The organism is Kytococcus sp. Marseille-QA3725 (assembly GCF_054950055.1).
In genome coordinates this window covers 120,996-137,917 of the sequence record NZ_JBUCLA010000001.1, presented here as the reverse complement: position 1 = coordinate 137,917, position 16,922 = coordinate 120,996, and the positions used below count along the sequence as shown (strand labels likewise).

Here is a 16,922-nt window from a genome sequence, read left to right as displayed (position 1 = left end):
CCGGGGGCTAGAGGGTCTGCTCGGGGTCTTCTCAGACCTCTTCGACCGAGCTCGGCTCGCGCCGGCTCAGGTCGATGCCGAGCTCCTCCGCCGCGCGGAAGACCTCCTGGTCCTGCTCGCGCAGGTCGATGTTCTGGCCGTCGGTCGAGAGGACCTCGACGTTCAGGCACAGGGACTGCATCTCCTTGATGAGCACCTTGAAGGACTCGGGGATGCCGGGCTCGGGGACGTTGTCGCCCTTGACGACGGACTCGTAGACCTTGACGCGTCCCGTGACGTCGTCGGACTTGATCGTCAGCAGCTCCTGCAGCGCGTAGGCGGCGCCGTAGGCCTCCAGGGCCCAGACCTCCATCTCACCGAAGCGCTGGCCACCGAACTGGGCCTTACCACCCAGCGGCTGCTGCGTGATCATCGAGTACGGGCCGGTGGAGCGGGCGTGGATCTTCTCGTCCACCAGGTGGTGGAGTTTGAGGATGTACATGTAGCCCACGGACACCGGGTCCGGGTACGGCTCACCGGTGCGGCCGTCGAACAGGCGGGCCTTGCCGGAGCCGTCGATCAGCCGGTCGCCGTCGCGCGACGGGTGGGTCGAGTCGAGCAGACCGGTGATCTCCTCCTCGCGCGCACCGTCGAACACCGGGGTGGCCACGCGGGTCCACGGTTCGGTCTCGCGGTGGGCCGCGGTGAGGTTCTGCGCCCACTCGGGGTCGCCCTCGATCTTCCAGCCGTTGGCGGCCGCCCAGCCGAGGTGGAGCTCGAGCACCTGGCCGACGTTCATGCGGCTGGGCACACCCAGCGGGTTGAGCACGACGTCCACCGGGGTGCCGTCGGGCAGGAAGGGCATGTCCTCCACCGGGAGGATCTTGGAGATGACCCCCTTGTTGCCGTGACGGCCGGCGAGCTTGTCACCGTCGGTGATCTTGCGCTTGTTCGCCACGTAGACGCGGACCATCTGGTTCACGCCCGGGGGCAGCTCGTCACCCTCCTCGCGGTCGAAGACCTTCACGCCGATGACCGTTCCGGTCTCGCCGTGCGGCACCTTCATGGAGGTGTCGCGGACCTCGCGGGCCTTCTCGCCGAAGATGGCGCGCAGCAGGCGCTCCTCCGGGGTCAGCTCGGTCTCACCCTTCGGGGTGACCTTGCCGACCAGCAGGTCGCCGTCGCGCACCTCGGCACCGATGCGGATGATGCCGCGCTCGTCGAGGTCGGAGAGCACGTCGTCGGAGACGTTCGGGATGTCCCGCGTGATCTCCTCCGGGCCCAGCTTGGTGTCGCGGGCGTCGATCTCGTGCTCCTCGATGTGGATCGAGGAGAGCGTGTCGTCCTGCACGAGGCGCTGCGACAGGATGATCGCGTCCTCGTAGTTGTAGCCCTCCCACGGCATGAAGGCCACGAGCAGGTTCTTGCCCAGCGCCATCTCGCCCTGGTCGGTGGACGGGCCGTCCGCGATGAGCTGGCCCTTCTCCACGCGGTCGCCGGCCGAGACCACGACGCGCTGGTTGTAGCAGGTGCCCTGGTTGGACCGGCTGAACTTGTCGATGCGGTACGCCTGGTAGGTGCCGTCGTCGTTCTGGACGCTGACCAGGTCGGCGGACACCGACTGCACGACGCCGGCCTTGTCGGCACGCACCACGTCACCGGTGTCCAGCGCGGCACGGTGCTCGATGCCGGTACCCACCAGCGGGGCCTCGGCCTGCACCAGCGGCACGCCCTGACGCTGCATGTTGGCGCCCATCAGGGCACGGTTGGCGTCGTCGTGCTCGAGGAACGGGATCATGGCGGTCGCGGCCGACACCATCTGGCGCGGCGAGACGTCCATGTAGTCGACCTCCTCGCGCGGCACGAACTCGACCTCGCCGCCCTTGGAGCGCACGAGCACGCGCTCGCCGGCGAACTGCCCGTCCTCGGTGAGCGGGGCGTTCGCCTGGGCGATGACGAAGTCGTCCTCCTCGTCCGCCGTCAGGTACTGGACGTCGTCGGAGACGTAACCGTTCTTGACCGCCCGGTAGGGGGTCTCGACGAAGCCGAAGGGGTTGATCCGGCCGTAGGAGGCCAGCGCACCGATCAGACCGATGTTGGGACCCTCGGGCGTCTCGATCGGGCACATGCGGCCGTAGTGCGACGGGTGGACGTCGCGGACCTCCATGCCGGCGCGGTCACGGGACAGACCACCCGGGCCGAGGGCGCTCAGACGACGCTTGTGCGTCAGGCCCGCCAGCGGGTTGTTCTGGTCCATGAACTGCGAGAGCTGGCTGGTGCCGAAGAACTCGCGGATGGCCGCCACCACGGGACGGATGTTGATCAGGGTCTGCGGCGTGATCGCCTCGACGTCCTGGGTGGTCATGCGCTCACGGACGACGCGCTCCATGCGCGACAGGCCGGTTCGGACCTGGTTCTGGATGAGCTCGCCGACGGTACGCAGGCGACGGTTGCCGAAGTGGTCGATGTCGTCGGTCTCGACGCGCAGCTCCACCTCCTCGCCGTGGCGGGTGCCGGTCATGGTGGTCTCACCGGCGTGCAGCGCCACGATGTAGCGAATGGTGCGGACGATGTCCTCGACACCCAGCGTGGAGTCGGTCAGCTCGGCGTCCAGGCCCAGCTTCTTGTTGATCTTGTAGCGGCCGACCTTGGCCAGGTCGTAGCGCTTGCCGTTGAAGTAGAGGTTGTCCAGCAGGTTCTGGGCGGCCTCGACCGTCGGCGGCTCGCCCGGGCGCAGCTTGCGGTAGATGTCCAGCAGCGCCTCGTCCTGGTTGGCCGTGTGGTCCTTCTCCAGGGTGGCCCGGATGGACTCGTACTGGCCGAACTCCTCGAGGATCTGGGCCTCGGTCCAGCCGAGGGCCTTCAGGAGCACAGTGACCGACTGCTTGCGCTTGCGGTCGACACGGACCCCGACCATGTCCTTCTTGTCGACCTCGAACTCCAGCCACGCACCACGGCTGGGGATGATCTTGGCCGAGTAGATCTCCTTGTCGGTCGCCCGGTCGAAGGAGCGCTCGAAGTAGACGCCCGGGGAGCGGACGATCTGGGAGACGACGACACGCTCGGTGCCGTTGATGATGAAGGTGCCGCGCTTCGTCATCAGGGGGAAGTCACCCATGAAGACGGTCTGCGACTTGATCTCACCGGTCTCGCCGTTCATGAACTCGGCAGTGACGAACAGCGGGGCCGAGTAGGTCATGTCCCGCTCGATGCACTCGTCCTCGGTGTACTTGATCTCCTCGAAGCGGTGCTCCGAGAAGCTCAGCGACATCGTCTCGGAGAAGTCCTCGATCGGGGAGATCTCCTCGAAGATGTCCTCCAGCCCCGAGGTCATCGAGAGGTCGTTGCGGCCGGCGGCCTTCGCCTCGGCCACCCGCTCCTGCCAAGCCTCGTTGCCGAGCAGCCAGTCGAAACTCTCGGTCTGGAGGGCCAGGAGGTCCGGGACCTCCAGGGGCTCGTGGATGCGGGAGAACGACAGACGCCCGGAAGCGGTGCGTGCGGTCGAGACGTTCTGGTCAGCAGTGCGCGAGGCAGCCAAGGAGTGTCCTTCCTCAAGGCCGTGCATGTTCGGTGCGGTCACGCCACCCGGCCCCTCCCCGTCGCCTCACCCGGGAGCCCACGAACCGACCCCCACCGGATCCACCGTTCATCACCCACGGACCCCGGCCCCGAGGATGCGGGCTGGAGGACGGTCGGTCGACGGCGGTCACCGCGCACACGGCGCGAACGGTCTGGGTCAGGACGGTCTGACGACGGCCTCTCCCACGCGCGAGGCGGAGGATCCGGTGGTCGTCTGGCGCGGGCGTCACGAGTAGAGAGATAGAGAGCAGGGGGCAGCGCAAAGAGTCACAGTACACGACACACCCCACCCCGTCAAGGGACGCCGACGGGCGCGGGCCACCCCGCCGCGTCCACGACTGCCTCCCGCCCCACCCCGGTCCGCGGGCGGTTGCACTGTGCCCCAGCCCACGGGGCAGGGTCAATCCGACACGCACGACCGAGCCCCGCGGGTCGCCCGGCGAGGTCCCCAGGACGCAGGAACGACTCCGGGTCGGCCACCGGCCGCCCGTTCCACCGGATGGACCCGCGGGTGTGCTCGAGGCCGGCGAGGCCGCGGAGCAGGCTGGACTTGCCGGAGCCCACCGCCCCCACCAGGAGCACCAGCTCCCCGGCCTCCACCCTGAGCCGCGCTCCTTCCACCCCGACGGTCCCGTCGTCGTGGACCATCTCGAGGTCCTGCGTCTCCAGGTGCCTCAGCGGTTCGGCACGCACCGGCTCGGGGACGGGTGCCGCCCTCGAGACCAGCCCCCCCCCCCGGGGGCAGGGCCACCAGGTCAGGCCGGCGACCACCCACATGGGCACGATCGAGACGACCGTCGACAACACGTTCCACAGCATCTCCCGGCTCAGCAGGCCGATCTCGCGCGCGTCGTCGTCGATGCGGTCGATGAGCTCCCCCTCGGCCCGGTCGACCTCCCCGACCCACAGGAGCCGCCCGACCGCGTCGAGCAGCACGCCCCCGACCAGCGCGACGGCGAGCCAACCCACGAGCGTCGTGTCAGGGTCCTCGGCGGGTCGTCCCGCGACGACCGCACCGACCGACTGCCCGACACCGCCGACGCCCAGGATGACCAGCGCGGCCAGGGTCACCTGCGTGGCGAGCCGGCGCCAGCCGACCGGCCGCACGGAGGGGGTACCGGGTTGCGATCGGGGCGCGGTCCGGCGACATGCGCTCGACGTAGAGGTCCCCACCGACGAGGTCACCCGGTTTTCCGGGACGACGAAGCGGGCCCCACCCGGAAAGGGTGGGGCCCGCTCGGCGTCCGCGGTGCGGAGAGGGGATCAGTGATCCCCGGAGATCACTTGACCTCGACGGTGGCGCCGGCGCCCTCGAGGGCCTCCTTGGCCTTGTCGGCCTCCTCCTTGGAGACACCCTCCAGGACGGGCTTGGGGGCGCCGTCCACGAGGTCCTTGGCCTCCTTCAGACCCAGGGAGGTCAGACCGCGCACCTCCTTGATGACGCCGATCTTCTTGTCACCGGCGGCGGCGAGGATGACGTCGAACTCGGTCTTCTCCTCGTCGGCACCGGCGCCGGCGTCGCCGCCAGCGGCCGGGGCGGCACCGGCGACCGCGACCGGCGCGGCGGCGGTGACCTCGAAGACCTCCTCGAACTGCTTCACGAACTCGGAGAGCTCGATCAGCGTCATCTCCTTGAACTGCTCGATGAGCTCGTCGTTGCTGAGCTTGGCCATGGTGGCTTCCTTTCGTTACTGCCGTGAGTGGCGTGCCCGGCGGACCGGGCGGGTGATGTGGTCTGGTCGCTGGGCGGGTGCCCGGGCGATCAGTTGTCGTCGCCACCCTCGGCGACGTCGGTGGTGGACTCCTCGGAGTCCTGCGCAGCTGCGTCCTCGGCGGGCGCGTCTGCAGCGGCCGGGGCGCCGGACACCGGGCCCTCGGTCTCGACCTTGGCGCGCAGGGCCTCGGCCAGGCGTGCCATCTGCGCGGGCGCGCCGTTGAGCAGCGACGCCGTGTTGGCCATCGGAGCCTTCATCGCGCCGGCCAGCTTGGCCAGCAGCGTCTCGCGGCTCTCCAGGCTAGCGAGCTTCTCGAGGTCGGCGGCCGTGTAGGCCTGCCCGTCCACGAGACCGGCCTTGATGACCAGCTTGTCGTTCTCCTTGGCGAAGTCACGCAGACCCTTGGCCGCCTCGACCGGGTCACCGGTGACGAAGGCGATGGCGGTGGGGCCGGTCAGGTGGTCGTCGAACGCGTCGATCCCCACCTCGGCCGCCGCACGGGCGGTCAGCGTGTTCTTCACCACGGAGTACGTCGCGTTGCCGCGCAGCTTGGTGCGGAGCTCCGCCATCTGCGCCACGGTCAGGCCGCGGTACTCGGTCAGCACGGCCGCGTTCGAGTCGCGCAGATTCGACGCGATCTCGGCGATGACGGCATCCTTCTCGGGATTCGCCATGTGGGCCTCCTTACAGTGGTGATGCCGGGCCCACGAACGAAAAAACCCCGTGCGCAGGCACGGGGCAAACTCCTGAAGCCGACACCGATGGCGCGTACTGCACCTGTCGTCGGCTCCACGGGGAGCTCATCTCACACCTGCGCGGGTCGTCCGTCGAGCGGAACCTTCGGTGGTGCCCGCCTGCCGTCTCCGGCGCGCAGGCACCAACGACCGGCGGTCATTGGTCGCATCAGATTAGCCGACCGGGTGCCGCCCACGCAAAGCCGAGCCCCACCCCTTCCCGATGACGGATGTCACCGGGCACCGTCCCGACCCCTTCGGCGACGGCCTCCTCGCTCCGTTGCAACGGGCCCGGTCGGCCCCAAAGGCCGTCCAGGTCACCGCGGCCACCGCACTCGCCGTCCTCCTGATGGTTCTGGGCACGGCCGAACCGGCCCACGCCGGCGGCCGCACCGGGATGCACCGTCGGCGCCGGAGGCCGGCCCGACGAGCGGGGCCCGGGACGACGAAGGGCCCCCTCCGATCGGAGGGGGCCCTTCGTGGAGCACTGCCGGGACGCGCCCGGCGGAGCGGACGTGCTGCGCTCAGGCCTCGGTCTTCGCGGACAGGTCCAGCGGGATGCCGGGGCCCATCGTGGTGGAGAGCACCGAGCGGGTGATGTAACGACCCTTGGCAGCCGACGGACGCAGACGCATGACCTCGTCCATCGCGGCCTCGAAGTTCTCGACCAGCTGGTCGGTCGAGAAGGACGACTTGCCGATGATGAACTGCACGTTGGCGTGCTTGTCGTTGCGGAACTCGATCTTGCCGCCCTTGATGTCGGAGACGGCCTTGGCGACGTCCATGGTCACCGTGCCGGTCTTCGGGTTCGGCATCAGGCCGCGGGGGCCCAGGACCTTGCCCAGTCGACCGACCTTGCCCATGAGGTCCGGGGTGGCGACGACGGCGTCGAAGTCCAGCCAGCCGCCGGCGATCTTCTCGACCAGGTCGTCGGAGCCGACGTGGTCGGCGCCGGCCTCGCGGGCGGCCTCGGCCTTGTCGGCGTTGGCCAGCACGACGACGCGGGCCGTCTTGCCGGTGCCGTTGGGCAGGTTCACGGTGCCGCGGACCATCTGGTCGGCCTTGCGCGGGTCGATGCCCAGACGCAGGGACACGTCGACGGTGGAGTCCCACTTGGTGGTGGAGATCTCCTGGGCGAGGGCGATGGCCTCACGGGGGGTGTAGACCCGGCCCTCCTCGATCTTCTCCGCTGCGGCGCGGTAGTTCTTGCTGCGCTTCATGATTCTCCTGGTGTTCGGTGTGGAGTCGTGGTCATCGGGCCAGCGCCGGCCCTGCCACTGGGGAGCCGCCACGGGAGGCCGTGGCGGCGGTGGTGCCGCGGGGAGCGGCACCGAGGACTCAGCCCTCGACGGTGATGCCCATGGAGCGGGCGGTGCCGGCGATGATGCGCTTGGCCATGTCCATGTCGTTGGCGTTCAGGTCGGCCATCTTGAGCTCGGCGATCTCGCCGATCTGGGCGTCGGTGATCTTGCCGACCTTGGTCACGTGCGGCTCACCGGAACCCTTGGCGACGCCGGCAGCCTTCTTGATGAGCTGGGCGGCCGGCGGGGTCTTGGTGATGAAGGTGAAGGAGCGGTCCTCGTAGACCGTGATCTCCACCGGGATGATGTTGCCGCGCTGGTTCTCCGTCGCGGCGTTGTACGCCTTGACGAACTCCATGATGTTGACGCCGGCGGCACCGAGCGCCGGGCCGACCGGGGGCGCCGGGGTGGCGGCGCCGGCCTCGATCTGCAGCTTGATGAAGCTGGCGACCTTCTTCTTGGGGGCCATGCTGTTCTCCTTCGTCGTGGGCCTACGCCGTGGGCGATGACCCGGTTGCAGTGCCACCGTCGCGCACGGTGGCGGGTCCGGGCCCCGCGGGGCCCGACGGGAGCGGGGGCACGTGGCCCCGCCCGCCGCATCAGATCTTGGCGACCTGGTTGAACGCGAGCTCGACCGGGGTCTCCCGGCCGAAGATCGAGACCAGCACCTGCACCTTGCGTGCTTCGACGTTGATCTCGGAGATCGTGGCAGGAAGGGTCTCGAACGGACCCTCCATGACGGTGACGGCCTCACCGACCTCGAAGTCGACGTGCGGCATCTGCGGCGTGCCGGCCTGCGACTCGACCGTGGTCGCGCCCTCCTGGGAGCCGGCGGCGGCCTCGGCCTGCGACTCGAAGTCGGGGGCCATCATGTCGAACACCTCGTCCAGGCTCAGCGGCACGGGGTCGGTCGCGTTGCCGACGAAGCCGGTGACACCGGGGGTGTTGCGGACGGTGCCCCAGGAGGCGTTGGTGAGGTCCATGCGCACCAGGCAGTAGCCGGGCATGCGCACGCGCTCGACCGTCTTCTTCTGGTTGTTCTTGATCTCGGTGACCGTCTCCATCGGCACCTCGGCCTGGAAGATGTGGTCCTCCATGTTCATGGAGACGGCGCGCTGCTCGAGATTGGCCTTAACGCGCTTCTCGTACCCGGCGTAGGTGTGCAGCACGTACCAGTCACCGAACTGACCGCGCAGCATGGCCTTGAACTCCTTGGCCTGGTCCTCGGCCGTGGGGACGGCGTCCTCCGCGGCGTCGGGCTCGTCCGCACCGGCGGCGTCCACGTCCTGGTCGGCGGCCTCGGGCGACTCCTCCGCCTCGGGGGCGGACTGCTCGACCTCGTCGGCCGGAGCGTCCTGCTCGACGGCCTGGTCGGCCTCGAACTCGGTCGCCTGGTCAGGCGTCTCCTCGGACATGATCTGGTTCCTCCACGTGTGCTGGTTGCCGGGGTCCGGCGGATCGCTCTGCCCGGGTCGCGACTCGGCGGCGGCCGCCCCGGGGTGGCGCCTCGGCCTCAGGCGAAGACGACGTCGATCAGCCGCGAGAACGCCTGGTCGAGCCCGAACACGAACATCATCATGGCGACCACGAACACGATCACCACGATCGTGTAGCTGACCAGTTCCTCACGGGTCGGCCGGACGACCTTGCTCAGCTCGTCCATCACCTGCTGCAGGAACAGGACGACTGCGTTGAAGGAGCGGGACACGGGGTTGCTCCCCTGGGCCTTGCGCTCCCGCAGCGGAACCTGACCGTTCGGGCCGGCCGGGGCCGTGCTGCGCTCGGCGGGCGCCGCGCTCTGCTCGGACACCGTCACTCCTTCACGTGCTGGTTCCGCTGGGACGGACTGCGCAGGGCATGAGGGACTCGAACCCCCAACCCCCGGTTTTGGAGACCGGTGCTCTACCAATTGAGCTAATGCCCTTCGTCGACCGTGGGGCGGACGACGAGGTCGGTGCACGCTGATGCACCGACCGAGGACTCTACTGCAGGGACCGCCTCCACCGCCACCCGGTCCCGTCCACGACCCCGCGTTCCCGCTGCGGGCCGACGCCCCGCCCGGGGGACATGGGGCCGACGCACCGCGGGAGGCTGCCAGAATGAGGGGCATGACTCAGGACACGTCCTCCGCCCAGCAGCCAGCCCGCGTCTCCCGTCGCATCGGCGCCATCGCCGAGTCCGCGACCCTGGCGGTCACCGCCAAGGCCAAGGAGCTCAAGGCACAGGGACGCCCCGTCATCGGATTCGGCGCCGGTGAGCCCGACTTCCCCACGCCCGCGCACGTCGTCGACGCCGCGTCGGCCGCGTGCCAGGACCCGGCGAACCACCGCTACACGCCCGCCGGCGGCCTGCCGGAGCTCAAGCAGGCCATCGTGGAGGCGACGAAGCGCCACTCCGGCCGGGAGCTGACCCCGCAGCAGGTGCTGGTCACCAACGGCGGCAAGCAGGCCGTCTACAACACCTTCGCGGCGCTCCTCGACCCGGGTGACGAGGTGCTGCTGCCCGCCCCCTACTGGACCACCTACCCGGAGTCCATCAAGCTCGCCGGCGGCATCCCCGTCGAGGTCTTCGCCGACGAGACCCAGCAGTACAAGGTGACCGTCGAGCAGCTCGAGGCCGCGCGCACCGAGAACACCAAGGCGCTGGTCTTCGTCTCCCCCTCCAACCCCACCGGTGCGGTCTTCACCCGGGACGAGATGGAGGCCATCGGGCGCTGGGCGCTGGAGCACGGCATCTGGGTGGTCACCGACGAGATCTACGAGTACCTGGTCTACGGCGACGCGGAGTTCCACTCCCTGCCGGTGGTGGTCCCCGAGCTCGCGGACACCTGCGTGGTACTCAACGGCGTGGCCAAGACCTACGCGATGACGGGCTGGCGCGTCGGCTGGATGGCGGGCCCGGCCGACGTCATCAAGGCGGCGACCAACCTGCAGTCGCACGCCACCTCGAACGTCGCGAACGTCTCCCAGCGCGCCGCGATCGCGGCGCTGGAGGGCGGCCTGGAGGACGTCGAGCGCATGCACGAGGCCTTCGACCGCCGCCGGCAGACGATCGTGCGGATGCTCAACGAGATCGATGGGGTGGAGTGCCCGAGGCCGGAGGGCGCCTTCTACGCCTACCCGTCCGTGAAGGGCGTCCTGGGCAAGGAGATCCGCGGGCGCACCCCGCAGACCTCGCTGGAGCTGGCCGCGCTGATCCTGGAGGAGGCCGAGGTCGCCGTCGTGCCGGGTGAGGCCTTCGGCCCGTCGGGCTACCTGCGGCTGTCCTACGCACTGGGCGACGAGGACCTGGCCGAGGGCGTGGGCCGCATCCAGAAGCTGCTGGGCGAGGCCCGCTGAGGCGGTCGAGCACTTCCCCGTGCGACTGAGGCACGGGGAACAGGTGGGACGAACGGGCCCCGGGGCGAACGCCCCGGGGCCCTCCTCTCGACGGGACCAGTCCCTGGCTCGGGTGACAGACTCGAGGTAGGAGCGACAACAGCTTCCCGCACCGCGCCGAGGACCTGAGCACCGAGGACCTCGTCTCCGACGGCAGCGAGGTAGTCGAGGACGCCGCCGCCGAGGCCGACGACGCCTGAGGTCGACGACGCGGGCCGCGCGACGGACCCGCGGGGGCGGGTGACAGACTCACGCCATGGATGCCGGTACCACCCCGCCCTCCCCCGACGACGTCGTCACAGGTGGCCTGCTCCGGCCGGGTGACCCGCTCCTGGGCCTGCCGAAGGCCCACCTGCACCTGCACTTCACGGGGTCGATGCGGATCGGGACGCTCCGCGAGCTCGCCGCCGAGAAGGGCATGCGCCTGCCCAGCGCCCTGGTGGACGACTGGCCCCCCACCCTCCGCGCCACGGACGAGCGCGGGTGGTTCCGCTTCCAGCGCCTCTACGACGCCGCCCGCGCCTGCGTCACGACCGAGGCGGACATGCGCCGGATCGTCCGCGAGGCCGCGCAGGACGACGCCTCCGAGGGCTCCCGGTGGCTGGAGATCCAGGTCGACCCGACGAGCTACGCGCCGCACGTCGGCGGCATCACCCCCGCCCTGGAGATCGTGCTGGACGAGGCCGCCCGTGCCTCCGAGGAGGAGGGGGTGGGGGTGGCCGTCGTCGTGGCCGCCAGCCGCACCCGCCATCCCTTCGACGCCCGCGCCCTGGCCCGGCTGGCCGCCCAGCACGCCGGCGAGGGACCGGGCACTGTGGTCGGCTTCGGCCTCTCCAACGACGAGCGCCGGGGCGAGACCGTCGAGTTCGAGCGGGCGTTCGCGATCGCCCGCCGGGCGGGGCTGGCCTCGGTGCCGCATGCTGGCGAGCTGCTCGGTCCCCGGCACGTCGACGACGCCCTGCGAGCACTCGGACCCCACCGACTGGGGCACGGGGTGCGTGCCAGCGAGGACCCCGATCTGCTCGCCGAGGTGGTCCGCCGCGGCATCGCGCTGGAGGTGTGCCCCGGCAGCAACGTGGCCCTCGGCGTCTACTCGGCCCTGGCGCAGGTGCCGCTGCGCGAGCTGCTCGACGCCGGCGCGACCATCGCCCTGGGAGCCGACGACCCGCTGCTCTTCGGCTCGCGGCTGGCGGATCAGTACGTCGCCGCACGCGACGTCCACGGTCTGGACTCGACGGCCCTGGGGAACCTGGCCAAGGCCTCCTTCGCCGCGAGCCGCGCCCCGCAGGAGGTCGTGGCCGCGGCCGAGGTGGACATCGACGCCTGGGTCGCCGGGCGCTGACCACCCGCCACCTGCAGGACACCTGCGCGCCACCCGTGCGACACCCGGGTGCAGGAGGGTGCGCGCATGAAGCGCACCCTGTCCCTCGTGTCCCTCGCCGCCCTCACCACCCTGGCCACCCCCGCCTGGGCCGGTGAGCCGCCCACGGAGGATGTCGCCCGTGTGGCCGTCCTCGGCGACACCCCCTACGGCCCGGAGCAGACCGAGCAGTTCCCGGCCCTCGTGGACGACGTCAACGGCACCGACAGCTGGGACTGGGTGTTCCACGCCGGTGACGTGAAGTCCGGTTCCACCCCCTGCTCCGACGAGCTGCTGGCCCGCTCACGGGCTCTGTACGACACCTTCGAGGCCCCCTTCGTCCTGACCCCGGGCGACAACGAGTGGACCGACTGCCACCGCGAGAAGGCGGGCCGCTACATCCCGACGGAGCGCCTGGAGCACGCGCGCGGGCTCTTTTACCCGAACCCCTCGGGCACCATCGGCGGTCGCTCGATGGAGGTCACCCCGCAGTCCGCCGAGCAGCCGGACCACGCCCAGTCGGTGGAGAACGTCCGCTTCCACGCCGCGGGAACGACCTTCGCCACGGTCCACGTGGTGGGCAGCGAGAACGGCGAGGCCCCCTGGGACGAGCTGGCCGAGGGCGACCGCCCGGCCGAGCGCATGGCCGAGGTCCGTGAGCGGCGCGCGGCGAACCTGGACTGGATCGACGCCGCCTTCGACGCCGCGGAGGAGCGCGGGGACGAGGCCGTGGCGATCATGATGCAGGCCGAGCCGGTCGCCGACGTACCCGGCTTCGCCGCCGAGCGCGCCCTCCTGCTCGAGCGGGCCACCGCCTTCGACGGCCCGGTCCTGCTGCTGCACGGCGACGAGCACCAGTACGAGAACGAGCCCGCGTACGGGGGCGTCGAGAACCTCACGCGCGTGGAGACCTTCGGCGACACCGCCACCGACTGGCTCAGCATGACCGTGGACCCCTCCACCGAGGAGGTGTTCTTCTTCGAGACCCACCGGGTGGGCCGGGAGGGCCCGATCGTGGACACCGGGGCGACCACCGGCGAGGGGCACGACGGCGCTGCCGGTGCGGCCGCGCTCGGCCTGCTGGCCGCCGGTGGCGTGGTGCTGGTCCGCGCTCGCCGCGCCTGATCGGCAGGGCGCTCCGACGACCGGTCCCCGGCGTCCCGGACATGACGGAGGCCCACCCCATCGGGGGTGGGCCTCCCTCAGGCTCTGCGGGGCTGGGCCTCAGAGCTGGTGGCCGACGAACACCGGCTCGTTGACCAGTCGCACCCCGAAGGCGTCCTCCACGCCCTGGCGCACCTCGCGCGCGAGGGCCGCGACGTCGGCAGCCGTCGCGTCACCCCGGTTGGTGATCGCCAGGGGGTGCTTGGTGGAGAGGGCCGCGGGCCCGGGCATCGCGTAGCCCTTGCCGTAGCCGGCCTTGTCGATGAGCCAGGCCGCGCTGGTCTTGACCATGCCCTCCCCGGCGGGGAACTCGGGCGGCTCCGGCGCCGCGACACCCAGCCGCTCGATGACGTGGGCCCGCACCTCGTCCATCTGGGCGGCGGTGATGATCGGGTTGGTGAAGAACGAGCCGCACGACCAGGTGTCGTGGTCATCGGCGTCCCAGACCATGCCCCGCTGACGCCGCTGGGCCAGCACGGCCTCCCGTGCATCGGCCAGCGCCACCCGCTCGCCCATCTCGACGTCCAGCCCGGAGGCCAGGGCGGCGTAGGCCACCGGCTGGGACAGACCGCCCTGCTCGAGGCGGAAGGTCACCTCGAGGACGACGTAGCGGCCCGTCGAGCCCTTCTGCGTGCGCTTGAACAGCGAGTCGCGGTAGGCGAACTCGCACTCGGCCGCGGACATCTCGCGCAGCTCGCCGGACTCCCGGTCCAGCACCCGGACCCCGGTGATGGTCTGCGAGACGTCCTGACCGTAGGCGCCGACGTTCTGGATGGGCGTCGAGCCGACGCAGCCGGGGATGCCGGACAGGGCCTCGACACCGCTCCACCCCTGCTCGACGCAGTGCGCCACGAACGCGTCCCACGGCTCGCCTGCGGCCGCACTCACCTCGATCCGCCCCGCGCTACCGCCGTCGGCGACCGGTTCGTCCACGATGCCGCGGGTGGCCACCTGCACGACCGTGCCGGCGAAACCCGCGTCGCTGATCACGAGGTTGGAGCCCCCGGAGACCAGCAGCAGGTCGTCCCCGTTCGTGTCGGCGTGGCGCACGGCGGCCACGAGGTCCTCCTGGGTGGTCGCCCGGACGAGGGTGCTGGCCGGACCGCCCACCCGCAGCGTGGTGAGCGGCGCCAGCGGGGTGTCGTGCTCGACGGCCGAGGCGTCCGAGAGGGTCGGCGCGCTCATGCCGCGCTCCCGGAGAGGTCGACGACCGCGGTCGCGCGACCGAGGGCGGGCTTGGACGCACCCTCCTGGGCGACCGCGAGGGTCAGGGTCACCTGGTCGCCGTCCACCGCCTTGACCGTGGCCGTCACGGTGAGCACCGCCCCACCCGGGTCGGGGACGACCACGGGGGCCGAGAAGCGGGTGGAGACACCGAGCACGCGGGCGGGATCACCGGCCCAGTCGCCGACGCAGGTGGCGGCGCGGCCCATGGTGAGCATGCCGTGGGCGAGCACGCCCGGCAGGCCCACCTCGGTCGCGATGCGATCGCTCCAGTGGATGGGGTTGTGGTCGCCGGATGCGCCGGCGTAGGCCACGAGATCCGCGCGGTCGAGCCGGACGGTCTCCTCGAGGACGACGTCACCCACCGACAGCTCGGCGGCGCGCACGGTCGGGGTGTCCTGGGCGGGCACACCGGTCTCGGGCTGCTGGGTCATCAGGACTCCTTCGGGGACGCCGCGTCGGTGGCCGTCGAGATGACCAGCGTGGAGGTGCCGGTGGTCACGAGGTCGTCCGCCTCGTCCCGCACCGTGGTGCGCAGCTGGAGCATGCAGGTGGTGCCCGCCATCTTGGCCGAGGACACGTCCGTGGTGGCCGTCAGCTCGTCACCGGCGACGACCGGGCGCTCGTGCGTGAAGGACTGCTCCCCGTGCACCACGTTCTGCAGCCGGATGCCCAGCTCGGGGTCGGCCAGCATCAGGAAGTCGGCGGCCTGGGTGACCTTGACGACGAAGGTGGGCGGGGCGACCAGGTCGGCGTAGCCGGCGGCGACGGCCGCCTCCACCTCGTGGTGCACCGGGTGCTCCGCCCCCACGGCCCGCGCGAACTCGCGGATGGCGGGGCGGGCCACCTGGTAGGGGTCCGACAGGGTCCAGCTGCGGCCGCTGATCCGCTCGGCGAGGGTGCCGGCGGTCGCGACGTCGGTCTCGACAGGCGTCATGCCCGAACCCTATGCGAACACCCCGGACACGCAGGAGGGCCGCCCCGTGCGGGGCGGCCCTCCTGGAGGCGTGGTGCGGACCTCAGCGGGTCTCGCGGTGCGCGGTGTGCTGGTCGCAGCGGGCGCAGAACTTCTTCAGCTCAAGACGGTCGGGGTTGTTCCGACGGTTCTTCTTGGTGATGTAGTTGCGCTCCTTGCAGTCCGTGCACGCCAGAGTGATCTTCGGGCGGACGTCAGCGCTCTTGCTGGCCATGGGGCAACCTGCTCTCGGACGGATTGTTCGTGGTGTGCCTACGGGGCACGGCATCAGGTCCGTTCCAGGATCCGTCTGCCAGTAGCGGGGAGGGGGCTCGATCCCCTGACCTCACGATTATGAGTCGTGCGCTCTAACCAGCTGAGCTACCCCGCCGCGGCGGGACGGCCGACCCTCGGGCCGGCCACCACCAGAGCCCCCAAGCGGAATCGAACCGCTGACCTTCTCCTTACCATGGAGACGCTCTACCGACTGAGCTATAGGGGCTTGCGGCCTTCGGACCGCTCGGAGAATGTTACACACGATGTGCCGATCGCGCCAATCGTTGAAACGACGCGGAATCTGCACGTTCCCTCAGTGACCGAGCGGGCGCACGGAACCCGTCATGTGCACCCGGGAGGCGTCCCGCGAGGTGACCGCCACCCGGGAGACGCCTCTCGAGCGGTCCGAACGCAGCACGGCCGCGGCCGGCAGCAGCAGCGGCTTCGCAAAGCGCACGTCGATCTCGTGTGCGGCCGGCACCTGCGGCCCGAGCCAGGCCACTGTCCGGGCGGCGGTGAACATGCCGTGGGCGATCGCGCGCGGGAACCCGAACAGGCGGGCGGTCGGGGCCGAGAGGTGGATGGGGTTCGCGTCACCGGAAACCGCGGCGTAGCGCCGCCCGGCGTCGGCCCCCAGGCGCCAGCGGGCCCGCTCGGGCAGGGCTGCCGCCTCCGAGGGCTCCGGGGTGGGCACCCCGGCAGCCGGCCCCGTGCCCCGGGAGAGCTCCGTAGCCCCGGACAGCGTGGTGCCCCGGGAGAGGTAGTCGCTCCACCCCTCCCAGACGACCCGGCCGTCCACCTCGGCGGACGCGGCGAGCGTGACCTGCGCACCCTTGGCGTGCGGGACCAGGTCCTGCGCCCACACCATGAGCCTCGGGCGCGCGTCGGGCGCCACCGGGTCGTGCATGCGCCAGCGGCTCGCCAGGTGGACGAGCCCGAGCACGGCCAGCGGGAAGTCGTCGGCCGTCATGAGCCGCATCTGCAGCCCGAAGGTGCGCACGTGCAGCCAGGTGGAGGGCACCGGCCCACCGAGGGGGTATCCGCAGAGGCGCGAGTAGTCCGCGAGCTCCCGGATGCTCCACCCGGCCCCGGGCACCACGAGACGGCGCACGGGGAGGTCCTCCGGGCTCGGGTTCCCGCGGCCCCGGGCACGCACGGCGCGGGGGAAGAGGGCGACGGGGTGCGGGACGGCCTCGAGGAGCTCGACCTCGGACGACGCCGACGGGACGCGTGTCGGAGAGGTGCTGCGACTCGTCAT

Annotated in this window: 16 protein-coding genes and 3 tRNA genes; 3 read left to right on the top strand and 16 right to left on the bottom strand. The window is 71.0% G+C overall.

Annotated elements, in window-relative coordinates; genetic code table 11:
• Positions 1-31: 31 nt before the first annotated feature.
• From rpoB to ACY8FT_RS00550, 9 genes are all read right to left on the bottom strand, one after another.
• Entirely contained in the window at positions 32-3,517 is a 3,486-nt protein-coding gene (rpoB, locus tag ACY8FT_RS00590) for a DNA-directed RNA polymerase subunit beta (protein ID WP_462418369.1), read from the bottom strand.
• Positions 3,518-3,852: 335 nt separating this feature from the next.
• Positions 3,853-4,665: an ATP-binding cassette domain-containing protein gene (locus tag ACY8FT_RS00585; RefSeq protein WP_462417021.1), complete on the bottom strand. Its 813-nt coding sequence runs from the start codon at positions 4,663-4,665 to the stop codon at positions 3,853-3,855.
• A gap of 173 nt (positions 4,666-4,838) precedes the next feature.
• On the bottom strand, positions 4,839-5,231 hold the full coding sequence (gene rplL, locus ACY8FT_RS00580; protein ID WP_462417020.1) for a 50S ribosomal protein L7/L12: 393 nt from the start codon (positions 5,229-5,231) through the stop codon (positions 4,839-4,841).
• A gap of 89 nt (positions 5,232-5,320) precedes the next feature.
• Positions 5,321-5,947 (bottom strand): 50S ribosomal protein L10, encoded by a 627-nt coding sequence (gene rplJ / locus ACY8FT_RS00575; RefSeq protein ID WP_462417019.1) that lies wholly within the window; start codon positions 5,945-5,947, stop codon positions 5,321-5,323.
• 584 nt (positions 5,948-6,531) lie between these two features.
• Positions 6,532-7,227: a 50S ribosomal protein L1 gene (gene rplA / locus ACY8FT_RS00570; protein WP_462417018.1), complete on the bottom strand. Its 696-nt coding sequence runs from the start codon at positions 7,225-7,227 to the stop codon at positions 6,532-6,534.
• A 118-nt stretch (positions 7,228-7,345) separates the two neighbouring features.
• Positions 7,346-7,777 carry a 50S ribosomal protein L11 gene (gene rplK / locus ACY8FT_RS00565; protein ID WP_462417017.1) on the bottom strand — a complete coding sequence of 144 codons (432 nt, stop codon included), beginning with the start codon at positions 7,775-7,777 and terminating at the stop codon, positions 7,346-7,348.
• Positions 7,778-7,907: 130 nt separating this feature from the next.
• Complete coding sequence (nusG, locus tag ACY8FT_RS00560) at positions 7,908-8,723, bottom strand: transcription termination/antitermination protein NusG (protein ID WP_462417016.1); 816 nt, start codon at positions 8,721-8,723, stop codon at positions 7,908-7,910.
• Positions 8,724-8,821: 98 nt separating this feature from the next.
• A complete protein-coding gene (gene secE, locus ACY8FT_RS00555; protein WP_462417015.1) occupies positions 8,822-9,118 on the bottom strand; it encodes a preprotein translocase subunit SecE in 297 nt (98 codons plus the stop codon).
• 41 nt (positions 9,119-9,159) lie between these two features.
• Positions 9,160-9,232, bottom strand: a tRNA-Trp gene (locus ACY8FT_RS00550).
• 184 nt (positions 9,233-9,416) lie between these two features.
• Between ACY8FT_RS00550 and ACY8FT_RS00545 the strand changes: the two genes are divergently transcribed.
• The 3 genes from ACY8FT_RS00545 to ACY8FT_RS00535 all read left to right on the top strand — a co-directional run bounded on the left by ACY8FT_RS00545 (position 9,417) and on the right by ACY8FT_RS00535 (position 13,170).
• Entirely contained in the window at positions 9,417-10,646 is a 1,230-nt protein-coding gene (locus ACY8FT_RS00545; RefSeq protein WP_462417014.1) for a pyridoxal phosphate-dependent aminotransferase, read from the top strand.
• A 295-nt stretch (positions 10,647-10,941) separates the two neighbouring features.
• On the top strand, positions 10,942-12,027 hold the full coding sequence (locus ACY8FT_RS00540) for an adenosine deaminase (protein WP_462417013.1): 1,086 nt from the start codon (positions 10,942-10,944) through the stop codon (positions 12,025-12,027).
• Positions 12,028-12,093: 66 nt separating this feature from the next.
• Positions 12,094-13,170: a metallophosphoesterase gene (locus ACY8FT_RS00535; RefSeq protein WP_462417012.1), complete on the top strand. Its 1,077-nt coding sequence runs from the start codon at positions 12,094-12,096 to the stop codon at positions 13,168-13,170.
• A 99-nt stretch (positions 13,171-13,269) separates the two neighbouring features.
• Here the strand turns inward: ACY8FT_RS00535 and ACY8FT_RS00530 are convergent, their stop codons facing one another.
• From ACY8FT_RS00530 to ACY8FT_RS00500, 7 genes are all read right to left on the bottom strand, one after another.
• Positions 13,270-14,394 (bottom strand): UDP-N-acetylmuramate dehydrogenase, encoded by a 1,125-nt coding sequence (locus tag ACY8FT_RS00530; RefSeq protein ID WP_462417011.1) that lies wholly within the window; start codon positions 14,392-14,394, stop codon positions 13,270-13,272.
• Positions 14,391-14,867: a MaoC/PaaZ C-terminal domain-containing protein gene (locus tag ACY8FT_RS00525; protein WP_462417010.1), complete on the bottom strand. Its 477-nt coding sequence runs from the start codon at positions 14,865-14,867 to the stop codon at positions 14,391-14,393. The genes ACY8FT_RS00530 and ACY8FT_RS00525 overlap by 4 nt, the downstream gene beginning before the upstream one ends.
• On the bottom strand, positions 14,867-15,370 hold the full coding sequence (locus ACY8FT_RS00520) for an FAS1-like dehydratase domain-containing protein (protein WP_462417009.1): 504 nt from the start codon (positions 15,368-15,370) through the stop codon (positions 14,867-14,869). Before ACY8FT_RS00520 ends, ACY8FT_RS00525 begins: the two co-directional genes overlap by 1 nt.
• An 82-nt stretch (positions 15,371-15,452) precedes the next feature.
• Entirely contained in the window at positions 15,453-15,623 is a 171-nt protein-coding gene (gene rpmG / locus ACY8FT_RS00515; protein ID WP_462417008.1) for a 50S ribosomal protein L33, read from the bottom strand.
• A gap of 82 nt (positions 15,624-15,705) precedes the next feature.
• Positions 15,706-15,779, bottom strand: a tRNA-Met gene (locus ACY8FT_RS00510).
• 38 nt (positions 15,780-15,817) lie between these two features.
• Positions 15,818-15,890 (bottom strand) — tRNA-Thr (locus ACY8FT_RS00505).
• Between the two features lie 87 nt (positions 15,891-15,977).
• Positions 15,978-16,922, bottom strand: a complete 945-nt coding sequence (locus ACY8FT_RS00500; protein WP_462417007.1) for a MaoC family dehydratase — start codon at positions 16,920-16,922, stop codon at positions 15,978-15,980.

Excerpts from the sequence above, each read along its gene's own strand:
- rplL (WP_462417020.1), bottom strand. The coding sequence starts at position 5,231 with ATGGCCAAGCTCAGCAACGACGAGCTCATCGAGCAGTTCAAGGAGATG.
- rplJ (WP_462417019.1), bottom strand. The coding sequence starts at position 5,947 with ATGGCGAATCCCGAGAAGGATGCCGTCATCGCCGAGATCGCGTCGAAT.
- rplA (WP_462417018.1), bottom strand. The coding sequence starts at position 7,227 with ATGAAGCGCAGCAAGAACTACCGCGCCGCAGCGGAGAAGATCGAGGAG.
- rplK (WP_462417017.1), bottom strand. The coding sequence starts at position 7,777 with ATGGCCCCCAAGAAGAAGGTCGCCAGCTTCATCAAGCTGCAGATCGAG.
- nusG (WP_462417016.1), bottom strand. The coding sequence starts at position 8,723 with ATGTCCGAGGAGACGCCTGACCAGGCGACCGAGTTCGAGGCCGACCAG.
- ACY8FT_RS00545 (WP_462417014.1), top strand. The coding sequence starts at position 9,417 with ATGACTCAGGACACGTCCTCCGCCCAGCAGCCAGCCCGCGTCTCCCGT.
- ACY8FT_RS00540 (WP_462417013.1), top strand. The coding sequence starts at position 10,942 with ATGGATGCCGGTACCACCCCGCCCTCCCCCGACGACGTCGTCACAGGT.
- ACY8FT_RS00535 (WP_462417012.1), top strand. The coding sequence starts at position 12,094 with ATGAAGCGCACCCTGTCCCTCGTGTCCCTCGCCGCCCTCACCACCCTG.
- ACY8FT_RS00530 (WP_462417011.1), bottom strand. The coding sequence starts at position 14,394 with ATGAGCGCGCCGACCCTCTCGGACGCCTCGGCCGTCGAGCACGACACC.
- ACY8FT_RS00525 (WP_462417010.1), bottom strand. The coding sequence starts at position 14,867 with ATGACCCAGCAGCCCGAGACCGGTGTGCCCGCCCAGGACACCCCGACC.
- ACY8FT_RS00520 (WP_462417009.1), bottom strand. The coding sequence starts at position 15,370 with ATGACGCCTGTCGAGACCGACGTCGCGACCGCCGGCACCCTCGCCGAG.
- rpmG (WP_462417008.1), bottom strand. The coding sequence starts at position 15,623 with ATGGCCAGCAAGAGCGCTGACGTCCGCCCGAAGATCACTCTGGCGTGC.
- ACY8FT_RS00500 (WP_462417007.1), bottom strand. The coding sequence starts at position 16,922 with ATGACGAGTCGCAGCACCTCTCCGACACGCGTCCCGTCGGCGTCGTCC.